This window comes from Paenibacillus sinensis (genome assembly GCF_019904155.1).
GTDB lineage: Bacteria > Bacillota > Bacilli > Paenibacillales > Paenibacillaceae > Paenibacillus_AQ > Paenibacillus_AQ sinensis.
In genome coordinates, this window is record NZ_JAHCMB010000119.1 from 1 (window position 1) to 12,731 (window position 12,731).

Annotated in this window: 11 protein-coding genes; 2 read left to right on the forward strand and 9 right to left on the reverse strand. The window is 51.8% G+C overall.

Annotated elements, in window-relative coordinates; all coding sequences use genetic code 11:
- Positions 1-356 precede the first annotated feature (356 nt).
- The 3 genes from KIH86_RS12525 to KIH86_RS12535 form a co-directional block, all read right to left on the reverse strand.
- Positions 357-1,280 (reverse strand): class I SAM-dependent methyltransferase, encoded by a 924-nt coding sequence (locus KIH86_RS12525; RefSeq protein WP_223086150.1) that lies wholly within the window; start codon positions 1,278-1,280, stop codon positions 357-359.
- Between the two features lie 110 nt (positions 1,281-1,390).
- On the reverse strand, positions 1,391-1,789 hold the full coding sequence (locus KIH86_RS12530) for an Rrf2 family transcriptional regulator (RefSeq protein ID WP_038697472.1): 399 nt from the start codon (positions 1,787-1,789) through the stop codon (positions 1,391-1,393).
- A gap of 420 nt (positions 1,790-2,209) precedes the next feature.
- On the reverse strand, positions 2,210-2,572 hold the full coding sequence (locus KIH86_RS12535; protein ID WP_235775392.1) for a MerR family transcriptional regulator: 363 nt from the start codon (positions 2,570-2,572) through the stop codon (positions 2,210-2,212).
- Between the two features lie 96 nt (positions 2,573-2,668).
- Between KIH86_RS12535 and KIH86_RS12540 the strand changes: the two genes are divergently transcribed.
- Entirely contained in the window at positions 2,669-3,379 is a 711-nt protein-coding gene (locus tag KIH86_RS12540; protein WP_223086149.1) for an SDR family NAD(P)-dependent oxidoreductase, read from the forward strand.
- Between the two features lie 211 nt (positions 3,380-3,590).
- Here the strand turns inward: KIH86_RS12540 and KIH86_RS12545 are convergent, their stop codons facing one another.
- From KIH86_RS12545 to KIH86_RS12570, 6 genes are all read right to left on the reverse strand, one after another.
- On the reverse strand, positions 3,591-5,546 hold the full coding sequence (locus KIH86_RS12545; RefSeq protein WP_223086148.1) for a sigma-54-dependent Fis family transcriptional regulator: 1,956 nt from the start codon (positions 5,544-5,546) through the stop codon (positions 3,591-3,593).
- Between the two features lie 30 nt (positions 5,547-5,576).
- A complete protein-coding gene (gene rpoN, locus KIH86_RS12550) occupies positions 5,577-6,851 on the reverse strand; it encodes an RNA polymerase factor sigma-54 (protein WP_223086147.1) in 1,275 nt (424 codons plus the stop codon).
- A gap of 182 nt (positions 6,852-7,033) precedes the next feature.
- Complete coding sequence (gene lpdA, locus KIH86_RS12555) at positions 7,034-8,422, reverse strand: dihydrolipoyl dehydrogenase (RefSeq protein ID WP_223086146.1); 1,389 nt, start codon at positions 8,420-8,422, stop codon at positions 7,034-7,036.
- A 206-nt stretch (positions 8,423-8,628) separates the two neighbouring features.
- Complete coding sequence (locus tag KIH86_RS12560; protein ID WP_223086145.1) at positions 8,629-9,978, reverse strand: dihydrolipoamide acetyltransferase family protein; 1,350 nt, start codon at positions 9,976-9,978, stop codon at positions 8,629-8,631.
- 44 nt (positions 9,979-10,022) lie between these two features.
- On the reverse strand, positions 10,023-10,994 hold the full coding sequence (locus KIH86_RS12565) for an alpha-ketoacid dehydrogenase subunit beta (protein ID WP_223086144.1): 972 nt from the start codon (positions 10,992-10,994) through the stop codon (positions 10,023-10,025).
- On the reverse strand, positions 10,991-11,977 hold the full coding sequence (locus KIH86_RS12570; protein ID WP_262416590.1) for a thiamine pyrophosphate-dependent dehydrogenase E1 component subunit alpha: 987 nt from the start codon (positions 11,975-11,977) through the stop codon (positions 10,991-10,993). The genes KIH86_RS12565 and KIH86_RS12570 overlap by 4 nt, the downstream gene beginning before the upstream one ends.
- A gap of 251 nt (positions 11,978-12,228) precedes the next feature.
- On the opposite strand from KIH86_RS12570, the gene KIH86_RS29545 reads away from it, so the two are divergent.
- Complete coding sequence (locus tag KIH86_RS29545) at positions 12,229-12,453, forward strand: hypothetical protein (RefSeq protein ID WP_235775393.1); 225 nt, start codon at positions 12,229-12,231, stop codon at positions 12,451-12,453.
- Positions 12,454-12,731: the final 278 nt, after the last annotated feature.

Below are 12,731 nucleotides of genomic sequence, written 5' to 3' on the forward strand. Positions count from 1 at the left end.
ACCATATTATCAACACCGTTATTAAACATAGCCTATATTAAAAAGCAACTATAAAATAGACCAGCCAAAAGTCTGGCTGGCCTAATCATGCAAAAGCACCCCGCAGGGCGCTTGATTGCGTTGTGTTTCCTTGATTGCCTGATTGTTTGATTGCTGAATGTGCTTGATTGCGCCTTATTGCCAGATTGTGCTTGATTGTTTGATTGGCGCTTCCTATTGAATCTCCCCGGTCTTCCCGGCTCCATTCTCCTCATTCACGTTCTATCCGTTCATGCCCTATCCGTTCATGCTCTACTCGTTCACGCTCTGCTCTACCCATTCATGCTCTATCCGTTCACGCTCTACTAGTTCACGCTCTAACCGCTCACATTGTTCCCGGTCACACTCTTCCTGGTGTACATATTCTGATCCTGCAGCCGAATGAGCACCTTGCCGAACCGCCCGCCCTGGCTAACCGTCACCGGACCGTCGCCGTAGGTGCTGCGCACGTAATCCGTTACGACCTTCCGGGCAGTCGCGTCCGCCTCCACGCGGTGATGCTTCAGCATCTCCATAACTTCAATGACAGCATCATCCAGGGACAGCTCCACCGTCTTCATCTCCCGGGTAACAATGGACTCATACGTATACCCTTTCAAGTAGAGCAGATGCAGGAGATAGGCCATGTCCGAAGGTCCGTTCATTTTCTTCTGTCCGCCTAACAGCGGAAGCACCTCGTTCACCAGACTGTGTTCTCGATCGCCCGCCATCGTGCTAATATAGCAAAATTGGCGTGCGCAGCCAAGCAGCCGTTCCACACTATCCCAGTCCGTAACGACCGGACACATGGACACGAACACCAGGTCGAAGGCTTGCTGCCAACCTTTTTGGGCCAGATCAATGTCCTCAAAAGCCTCATGGACAAGGCTCACCCGCTCCTGCTCCCGGTTAAGCAGTTCCGTATTTGCCTTGAACAGCTTCGCCAGCGGAACGTTCGGCTCAACTGCCGTTACTTTCGCGCCACGCTCGGCAAAAGGAACGGAGAACCCTCCCGAGGCCGCCCCGACATCCAGCACCGACATTCCGTCGAACTCGACGCCCTGCCCTTCGATCCACCCGATAATCCGCTCGCTCCGGTGTCTTCCCGCTTCACTGAATACTTCACGGTTGAATACCTCCGCCTTGTCGTCGAAGCTGCGGGTCATATCAACCCCCGACCGCTTCATCCGATTAGCCATGCTGTGCGGGTCTTCCTTCCACGCCTTCTCCCATACCTCTTCATTAAATAGATCATTACTCATCTCGTTCATTCCTCTCTTCTTGAAAATAAAGTGCCGGATTAACTCCGGGTCAATCAAAGATTTAAAAGACTTGTTATATCTATAATTAATCCAAAAAAACGGGCCGATGCTTACCTTCCCGTCATTTTGGCGGCAAGATCGGCTAGCTTTCTACTGCGCAAATACTCTTCCATCCGCTGCTCCGCCTCCACCATCTCCCGTTGAATCAGGCATTCGGTAGGATGATTCAATGTGCAGTCGAACAAAGAGGCCGTGCCTTCAATGGCATGGATAACATCCAAGAACGAAACGTCTTCCTTGTTCCGCTTCACCCTGTACCCGCCGTTCGCGCCGGAAGCCGACTCAATGAGTCCCGCCTTCACCAGCTTGGTCAGAATTTTGGACAAATAGGTTGGAGATACATCCTGCCTCTCCGCCAGCTGCTGCACCCCAATCGGCTTATCCGAAGCCGCAGCTACCAGAAACAGCATCGTATGCAGCGCATAATTCGTCGCTTTGGAATATTTCATACCACTTCACTTCCCAATCCATCAAAGATAGATAATATCCTTAATCGCTGCAAAAAATAGACCTGAGCCCGCTTCACCATTACGCAGCGAACGTTATTCACGTAATGAGCATTATTCGCGGCAATGAACGTTATCCACGTAAATAAGCATTATTCACGCAATCAACCTTAAGCTCAGCTCTCCAAGTTCAATCGCGGACTTTATATATCTATAATATATTTTATCATCCAATCTGTCAACTTCTATCCGGCTGAATAATAACTCAGCACCCCGACCAGCGCCATTAACACTAAAATAGACGCAATAACAATTAAAGAAATCTTCGTAGCCTTGTTCACAAAAATCACCACCTTTGCGGATTCGGAGAACATGCGGCTTACAGCCATCTTTTACCCCAAATACATGATGAATATTTCCCGGTCAATAATTCTCACCCCGGTAATAACGCTCAAGCTTATGCTCCAGATGGATGAGCTGAGCTTTTTTTAACTCAATATCATCCAGAAGAGTCTGTTTCTGCCTCTGAATGAGCTGAATTCGCTCCGGCAGAGTAGCGGTCCCGGCCTTGACCATGTCATGGTATTTCTTGATTTCTTCCACACTCATTCCCGTTTCACGCAGACATTTCAGGAATATGAGCCAGTTTACTTCATAATCACTATACAGGCGGATATTTTGCTCGTTCCGGACCACCGTATCGAGAAGGCCCTTGCGTTCATAGAAACGAATCGCTCCGATATTAACGCCAACTTTTTTCGCAACCTGACCAATTGTAAAAATCATCATCATCCCCTAAATTCATGGTTGACCTGCACTAAGTGTAGCATAGTAGGCTATGTATTGTTAACCGAACATACTTTGATGAAAGAAGGGCCACACATGAACAAAATCGCATTTGTAACCGGCGCTAACAAAGGAATTGGATATGAAATCGCAAGACAGCTGGGAGAGGCCGGCTGGACCGTTATACTTGGAGCACGCAGTATTGAACGAGGCGAAGCGGCTGCTTCCGAATTGAGAAATCATGGCCTTAGCGCGGAGTTTGTGCAAATTGATATGACCGATCGCGCAAGCATCGAACAAGCCGCCGACACCATACAAAATCGCTATCCGGAGCTTACCCTGCTCATTAACAATGCCGGCATGCCGGGAGCTTTTTCAGGTTCATTTAGCGATACCAAAGAGGAACATTTGCGGAACGCATTTGAAGTCAATTTCTTTGGTACATTCCGCTTGAACCAGCAGCTGTTCCCTCTTATTCGGAAAAATGAAGGAACGATCGTGAACGTCTCCACCGATATGGCATCGCTGAACTATATGCAGAAGTTCGAGCACGCCCTTAATGCGTTCGACTATAATTCATCGAAGACGGCCAATAACGCAATGACGGTTGCGATGGCACTTGAACTCCAGGACAGCAAGGCCCAGGTCTTCGCCGTAACTCCCGGTTTTACGTCAACGGACTTGAACGGAAACGCGGAAGGCGGTAAATCCAAGGAAGCTGGCGCAGCGATTATTGTAGGTTACGCGACGGATGGAAAACGCCATAATGGGGAGTTTTTGGACGTAAATGGGGTGTTTGAGTGGTGATTGGGGTGGGTTGATCCGGGAGCCAAGTGAGTTTATCCGGATTTCGGGAAGATAACAGCAGAAGCCTCCTGTGCGTTTTCTGGCTAGGCCAGGTAATGTCAGGAGGCTTATTTGTTTTTAACATGAATATTTGGTAGTGAAAGCGGAGTGAAGCGGTGATTGCCCACCGCAGCATTTTAGTCTAGAAGCAGTCTACGTAGACCCTCTGGTCCTATTTGCATATGCCGTACTCGGCAATCTTCCGGTACATGGTCGATTTTCCGATCCCCAGCATTTTGGCTGCGCTCACAACATTGCCGCCGCAAGTTTTAAGCGCATCGCAGATGCTCTCCATCTGAATTTGCTCCATTTTTTTGCCAGAGTCGTCCGTGGTTGGCTTCTGCGAAACTGTCACATTGCCGCTGCTGCTGTATATTACAGGCGCTGTCCTCACCGGAGGCAAATCCAGATGGGTAATGTCAGCAGAGCGGCATACATAATAAGCCCGTTGTACGGCATTTTGCAGCTCGCGCGCATTTCCCTGCCACTCGCAGCTCTGCAAGGCTTCCAGAAAGGAAGGGCTGAACCGCTTGGCCGGTCCAGGGCTATCCCGGTTGCATTTCAGCAGGAACAGTTTCGCCAGCGGAGCAATATCCTCCCTGCGTTCCCTAAGCGGCAACAGCTTGATATTGATCACATTCAAGCGGTAATACAGATCGCTGCGATATGATTTCCGGTTCACTTCCTCCGCCAGATCGCGGTTGGTGGCCGCAATAACTCTTACATCCAGCGTCCGTTCATGCTTGCCCCCGATTCTGCGGACCTTATGGTTATCCAGAACACGGAGCAGCTTTGCCTGAATTTCCAGCGGCAGTTCCCCGATTTCATCCAGAAAAATCGTCCCGCCATGCGCCAGCTCGAACTTCCCCGGATTGCCTTCCCGGAGCGCCCCTGTAAAGGAGCCCTTCTCGTATCCGAACAACTCGCTCTCTACCAGATCTTTGGGGAGCGCCGCGCAGTTGATGGCAATAAACGGTCCACCGGCCCGCATACTGGCATTATGAATCGATTGGGCAAACAGCTCCTTGCCTGTTCCGCTCTCCCCTTCGATCAGCACCGAACAGCCTGTCTTCGCGATCCGCTGGGCAAAAGCAATCTGTTCCTGCATATAAGGATTGTCCGTGATGACTTCCTCGAACCGGTAGTTCGCTTTGAAGCCGGCCAGTTGATTGACCTCTTTGCGCACCTGCCCAGCTTCCCGGAACGTGAGCGAAGCGCCGAGAATCTTGTCATCGAAGGTGAACGGATAGATGTTTACCATACAATCGATCTTGTTGCTGCCGACAGTAAGGGTACAATCCGCATAGCTCAGATGCCTCTGTCCGGCGAACACACTATCCAAATCGACCTCCTCCAGCAGCTCCTTGATGCTCAAGGCTTCGATCTGCTCCAGGTCAAGCATAAAGATCGAGGCCAGTCTTTCATTATAATGCCGCACGCGGTATTCCGTATCAATGACAAGCAGCCCGTCCTGCATCGACTGGAATACGGCATGCATCATTTGGCTCGTCTCCAGCATATGGAGCTGCTTCTCGATACTGCTGACCGCCGATACAACAACGCCGAACGTATGGGCATGAACATCCTCCGCCTTGCCCGACAGATCCAGGCAGCCAATCACGTTGCCCCGGCTGTCATGAACGGGGGCTGCTGAGCAGGTCCAGGCATGATGCGATGTGCAGTAATGCTCCCCGCCTAGCACCTGTACCGCATCATTGATTGCCAGTGCGGTACCTACCGCATTGGTGCCCACGCTGGCCTCATCCCACTTGGCGCCTTCAACAAAATTCACCTTGACACATTCCGGTTCAAGCTCCTTATTGAGCATCGTGTGCAGGAGAACACCGTCCTGATCGGTCAGAACAATGGCATACACCGTATCCTTGATAATCTGATAAATGCTGTCCATGATCGGCTTGGCGACGGAAAGAAGCTGCTTCTTCTCCTGCAAGCGGGAAGCCAGTTCCTCATCCGACACCTGCATTCCCTTGCCGCACATCGGATCGACTCCGGCTTTGCGGCATCTTATCCATGAAGCGGCTATTTCCGGCTTCGTTCCGGCGGCGCACTCACCGCTGGATATGAAATGTTCCCAATTCCCAAGCGATTGCGCATAGGTAATTCGCATGACTAATGCTCCTTTCGTCGCCCGCAGCGTCTACATCAGATATTCACGTCTGCCCGGGGCCGCGGCAATCCGCATGGATTCCCTGTACTTGGCAACCGTCCGGCGGGAGATGACCACGCCCTGCTCAAGCAGAAGTTCAGCGATTCGGCGGTCGCTGTAGGCCGCCTGCTTATCTTCTTCCTCAATAAGGTCACGGATGATTCGCTTCAGGGCATCCGGTGTCCAACCGCTGGCTTCACCCGCAATTTCGGAAGGAAAAAAATATTTCAGCTCAAAGGTTCCCCAGATGCATCGCAAAAATTTACCCCGAATTGCCCGGCTCACCGTAGACTCATGAAGATTAAGCTCTTCAGCAATTTTGCTAAGTGTTAAAGGTACCAAATAATCTTTCCCTCTTTCGAAAAAAGACCGCTGCACCTTCAGTATTGCGCCGGCTACACTGCATAGTGTCGCCTTGCGGTCTTCGAGGCATTTCATGATCCAAATCGCCTGTTCGTTCTTCTCCCGTAGATAGCTGCGCGTTTCTTCGTCTCCGCTCAGGCTGAGCAGGTGTTGATAGCTTTCGACAAGCGCAACCTGCGGGCTGGACAAAGGGTGGACTGCGGCTTCGTTGCGCCCGTTCTTCCGCATAATATATACGTCAGGGACAATGTAAACCGTGCATTCCCCATGATCGAAGGTATTACCGGGGCGAGGATTCAACGATTTGATCACATGGAAGGATTCCTGAATGCTCTTAAGAGAGGTCTTCAATTCCTTGGCGACCCGGACCAGCTGATTGCTGCCCAGCTGTTCAAGATGGCGTTCAATCAGCCTCTGTAATAAAGGCGTCAATCTGCCTGTGTGCTCCAGCTGCAGCACGAGACATTCCTGCAAATTTCTGGCGCCGACTCCGTAAGGCTCCAGAGACTGAACATGTCTTAGGCCGACCTCGATATCCTTACAGCTGACTCCCAGTCCCGCTGCAATCTCCTCCACCCGTTCCTCTAAATAACCGATATCCTGCAGACAGCCGATCAGATAGGCCGCAATGTCCCGCTCCTTCTTCGGCAGTTCCAGCAGATTTAGCTGTGACTGCAGATGCTCCTGCAGGGTATGCCGGGGAGACGCAGCAATTTGCAGCAAATGCTGACTGCTCTTTCCGTTCTTGATCCTGCTGCTGTCTAATGAATATTGAACTTCAATCAGCGGATTCTCTTCAGCCATCCGCTCCACATATTGATCCAGCTCCTGGGAGTCCATTTGCAGCACCTCGACAGATTGCCGCAACCCGGGAGACAAACCCATTCGTTGCTTGGTATCCACAGCAAGCCTCATATGCCCACCCCTCGATTGTATGCGCTTACATTATATCTCTATTATAAAACATACCCCATCCCATAAAGGCAAATAAGATGAACTTAGTATGACAATCCGCAGGAATAACCGGGATCGGCTTACTCTGTTCATCCTATTTGTATTTGCATTGGGAAATTAATGACTATCCGTTACACATGAAGATGAATGGCCCGGTTATGAACGGCGTGTGCGGCTTCGTGCAACGCTTCTGCGACCGTCGGATGGGCATGAATGGTTGTCACAAGCTCATCCAGTGTGGCTTCAAGACGAATTGCCAGCGCACCTTCCACTATGATGTCCGTTGCCCGCGGCCCGGCAATGTGCAGCCCCAGAATTTCATCATTGCCGGCGTCCACAACGTATTTCACCAGCCCGCTGCTCTCACCCATAATCATGGATTTCGCATTGGCCTGAAGCGGAAATACACCAGTCTTCACCCGGAACCCCTGCTGCTTAGCCTCCGCCTCCGTCATTCCCACGGATGCCAGCTCAGGCCGTGTGTAGACACAGGAAGGAACCGTTCTGAAATCCATCGGCGAGGGCTCACCCATAATCGCTTCCGCAGCAATAACCCCTTCTGCGGAGGCTACATGCGCCAGCATGATTCCTCCGTTGCAATCCCCGATAGCATAGATGCCCGGGATGCAGGTCTCCATGTTCCGGTTGACCTGAATTACTCCCCGTTTGATCTCCACACCGATGTTCTCCAGTCCCAGCCCCGCAGTCACCGGCCTCCGCCCGATGGACAGCAGTACTTTGTCCGCTTCTACTACATGTTTGCCGTTCCCGGAGGAGGTGACTACCCGCAGTCCCGCCGCTGTCTGTTCGATTTTCTCCACTTTGGTCTCTGTGTGTACCTCAATGCCGGAGCTTGCGAATTCCTTCCGCAGACATTGTACAATTTCACCATCCATGGCCGCTATCAGTTCTGGCAGCATCTCGACAATCGTAACCTTGCAGCCCAAGCTGCTGTACACACTGGCAAACTCACAGCCAATCACCCCTCCGCCAATAATGCAAAGGCTCGCCGGTACAGCAGGAAGCGAAAGTGCTTCATCGCTTGTAATGACCCCTTCCAGCTCTGCACCGGGAATAGGAACGATGGACGGTTCTGAACCGGTAGCAATAATGGCCCGGTCGAAGCCGAGTGTGGAGACACTGCCATCTGCTGCGGTTATTTCCAGCTCGCGGTCACCGATAAATTTGCCTGAACCGCTCAGCTTGGTTATCTTGTTTTTTTTGAGCAGCGCTTCAATGCCGCCAGTGTTCATTCTTATGATCTTATCTTTGCGTTTCTGCAGCTGTTTCCAGTTCACAGAGACCTCTGCGGTCTCAAGGCCAAGCTCTTTGCCCTCCCGCTTCAGGTGAGTGTACAACTCCGTGGTATGAAGCAGCACCTTGGTGGGGATGCAGCCGACATTAAGGCAGGTCCCGCCCAAAGTCCTCTTCTCTACAAGTGTAACCTCCGCCCCCAATTGCGCAGCCCGTATGGCAGCCACGTATCCGCCCGGGCCGCCTCCAAGCACAACGATCTTCATTGTACTCCTCCTAAAAGTTTTGTGAGCATACACTCCTTGATTTGCTCCGTACAAAACTCGCTCCGAAAGCATACACCTAAGTTTTGTGAGCATACGCTCCTTGATTTGCTTCGTACAAAACTCGCTCCGAAAGCATACACCTAAGTTTTGTGAGCATACGCTCCTTGATTTACTCCGTACAAAACTCGCTTCGAAAGCGCAGCCCCTTACAGCAGCAGCAGTGCCGGCTTCTCTGCATAAGCCTTGATTTTTTGCATAAATTGCGCCGCAACCGCTCCGTCCACAGCTCTGTGGTCAGCGGTCAGGCTTAGATTCATCAGGGGTCTGATGACGATCTCTCCGTTGACTGCAACCGGGGTATCTACGATGGCATTAACGCCCAGGATAGCGACCTCGGGTTGATTGATAATCGGCGAGAAGGTCTCCATGCCGTACATCCCCAGATTGGTAATGGTAAAGGTTCCTCCTGCCAGGTCTTCAGAGGTCAAGGTGCTGCTTCTCGCTCCTGCCGCCAGCCGCCTTACGTCCTCCGAGATTTCAGCCAGCCCTTTTTGGGATGCGTTCTTGACCACAGGGACAACGAGTCCCTCCTCCAGCCCCACAGCGACACCAATGTTGGCATAATTCCGCAGCACAAGCTCGCTTCCTTCTATGGAACAGTTCAGAAGCGGGAACTCCAGCAGAGCTCTGGCTACTATACGGACCAGCAGATCGGTATAAGTAACCTTGAGCGTATCCTTCAGTTGCTGTCTCAGCAAACCCAGGGCGGTTGTATCCAGCTTCATATTGTAGGTCACAGCCGGAGAAACCGCCTGACTTTCCAGCATCCGCTTGGCGATGATTTTGCGCATGCTGTTCATCGGCACACGTGTGACTTCTTGTGCAGCTGCCTGTACTGCCGTCTGTACAGCTGTCTTGCTGGAGGCTGCTGCGAAGGAGCGAATATCCTCCTTCATAATTCTTCCTTCTTTATGAAGCCCGGAAGGATCAATGCCGAGGGCTGCCGCTTCCTTGGCTGCCGCCGGGGATATTTTCACTTTAGCCGCGGCTCCGCTTCCCCCTTCGGCGGCATACTTGCGCACATCTCCTTCGGTAATTCTGCCCTGCGGCCCGGTCCCTTTCACCTGCTGTAGGTCAACGGACAACCCTGCCGCTGTTTTCCTTGCATACGGCGAAGCCTTGATTCTACCCCCGGATGCATGAACCGCCGCTTCACCCGCTGCGGCTGCCACCGCCCCGGCATCCGCCGGAGCTCCCGTCTGCTCCGGAGCGGAAGCCGCCGGCCCTCCGCCTCCGCCAAGCAGAGCGGAAATATCCTCATTGGTATCGCCGATGACGGCTACCGGCTGGAAGATGTCCACTGTACCTTCTTCTACAATGATTTTCCGCAGCACTCCGCCAAGCTTTGCTTCAACTTCATTGGAGATTTTATCCGTCTCCACATCAAACAGAATTTCTCCTTGGGTTACGGTGTCCCCCTCGGCTTTTCGCCAATTGGAGATCGTCCCCTCGGTCATAGTGAGCCCTAATTTGGGCATAACGATAAGTTCAGCCATTGTGCACCTCCGCAAGTTTGCTTATTGACGTTTCCCGAGCCTGGTCAGAACATGCTCTTGATGCCCTGAATAATGTCATCCGTATTTGGCAGCACATAGGCTTCCAGCACCGGAGAATAAGGGACGGGGGAATTCAATGCGCCAATTCGGACAACAGGAGCATCCAATTCATCAAAACACAGCTCCGAGATCATGGCGGACAGTTCGCCCCCGAACCCTCCGCGCTTCACTTCTTCGGTGACAACAAGCGCCCGGTGTGTTTTGGCGACTGACGCGAATATCGCTTTTGTGTCCAGCGGATAGAGCGAGCGCAGATCAACAACCTCAACTTCGATGCCCTCTTCAGCCAGTATTTTCGCGGCACTAAGCGCATCCTCTACTTGCTTGCCGTACGTTATAATGGACACATCGCTGCCTTCCCTTTTAACGCTGGCTAACCCAAAAGGAATCGCGGCAACCGTATCGTCCACCTCAAATTTTTTCGAATACAGAACCTTGCTCTCGATATACACCACCGGATTGTCATCTTCAATCGCAGTCAGCATCATTCCCCAGGCATCCTGGGCGTTGGAAGGATAGACCACCTTTAGCCCCGGAACATGTGTAACCCAGGCCTCCAGCGACCCGGAGTGCTGTGCCCCCGCGCTGATTCCGCCGCCCGCCGGCAGCCGCAGTACGAGCGGCACGGAGATTTTACCGCCGAACATATATCTCATCTTCGCCGCCTGATTTACCAGTCCGTCCATGCCGAAGGTCAGAAAATCAATGAACATCAGCTCGGCCACCGGTCTTAGTCCTGTTGCGGCTGCCCCGACAGAAGCCCCGACAATGATCCCTTCGGAAATCGGGGTATCCCGTACCCGCTCTTCACCGAATTGTTCCCAAAGTCCCTTCGTTACTCCAAAGGTTCCTCCATACGGCCCGACATCCTCCCCCAGCAAGACCACTTTCGGGTCCTCCAGCATTTTGCTGCGCATGCCTTCACGGATTCCTTCACCATAGGTCATTTTTCTCATCTGCTGCGCGCCTCCTCAATGATATCGGAATAAATACCCTGAACCGAAGATTCCAGGGCCGGAACATCGCTCGCAAAAGCGAAATCAAGCGCCTCCTGAATATCCCCGTCCACCTCAGCCTCTATCTGCTTCAACTCTTCCGCCTTCATCAGTTTGTTCTCCAGAAGGTACTTCTCAAATCTGGGGATCGGGTCCTTTTGCAGCCAGGCCTCCACTTCTTCTTTGGGCCGGTAAGCCCCGGGGTCCCCTTCGAAATGGCCATGCTGTCTGTACGTTTTGAATTCCAGCAGGGTTGGACCTTCGCCACTTCTTGCCCGCTGCACCGCGTCTTGCACATGTTCGTACACCGTAACCACATCGTTGCCGTCAGCCGTCAGGGAAGGCATGCAATAGCCCTCCGCACGTTTCGCTATGTCCTTGATCGTCTGATGTCTGGCCTGGCTGACTGATATCCCATACAGATTGTTCTCGCATATAAAAATAACCGGCAGCTTCCATAGACTCGCTAAATTCATCGCTTCATGAAACGTGCTCTGATTCGTGGAAGCGTCTCCGAAAAAGCACACACTGACCTGATCGCTCCCTCTGTATTGCGCGCTCCACGCCGCCCCGGTGGCAATCAGATGGCCCGCGCCGACAATTCCGTTGGCTCCAAGAATGCCAAGCTCCGCATCCGCAATATGCATGGAGCCTCCTTTGCCCTTACAGTAGCCGGTCCCTTTGCCAAACAGCTCTGCCATCATATACTTCAGATTCCCGCCCTTAGCCACGATATGTCCATGCCCCCGGTGGGTGCTCGTAATATAATCATCATCCCGCAGATTGGCGCATGCCCCGACAGCAATGGCTTCCTCCCCGATGTAAAGATGGACAAAGCCCGGTATTTTTCCTTCTGCAAAAAAGGTGGATGCAGTCTTTTCAAATTTCCGAATGCTCAACATCTTCCGGTACATCCCGCTAAGCAATTCTTTTGAAATACGCAAGTGAATCCCTCCTCTTGATTTGGCCCTCACCTATATACCGAGCAAATTCCGTGCCAACTATGCCATATTCTCATTTTTTATTTTTTCATGCGGATTCCCTGGGATTACAGCCGTCAGACAGGTTTTCCGGCCGACTGAACGGCGGATGCAGCAAAACACCCTTTCCCAAAATGGGAAAGGGTGTGCGTAGGTTTTCCCATTTCGGGAAGTTTCCCGAAATGGGAAGGCGAAAGCTTTTCTTGTTCTACCCTATGGAGGCCGCCATGCACCGCGTATACCTGAACCCGGAACGATTCAGCCAACAGGTGATTGATCATGCTGTATTATACGCAGAATTTCGAGAATATCCCGAATGCGTTCGACTACAATTCATCGGAGACGGCAATAACGCAATGACGGTTGCGATGGCGCTTGAACTCCAGGACAGCAAAGCCCAGGTCTTTGCCGTAACTTCCGTTTCACCTCAACGGACTTGAACGGCAATGCGAAAGGCGGTAAATCGAAAGACGCTGGCACGGCGTGTTTGAGTGGTGATTGGGGTGGGGTCATATTCTTTTTCTATCACCAAAAAATTTGACATCACCAAAGCAAGATGCGGCATGAAAGTCAAATTTTATCAAAATAAAAAGCGAACTATGTATAAAATAGTTCGCCCATTATTTTAATATTCTGCTCCATGGTTAAGGGGGGTGATATTTGAGTTGTCAGACACAACTGAAGGAAAAGCCAATGTATTACTACTTAGTAGACTTAA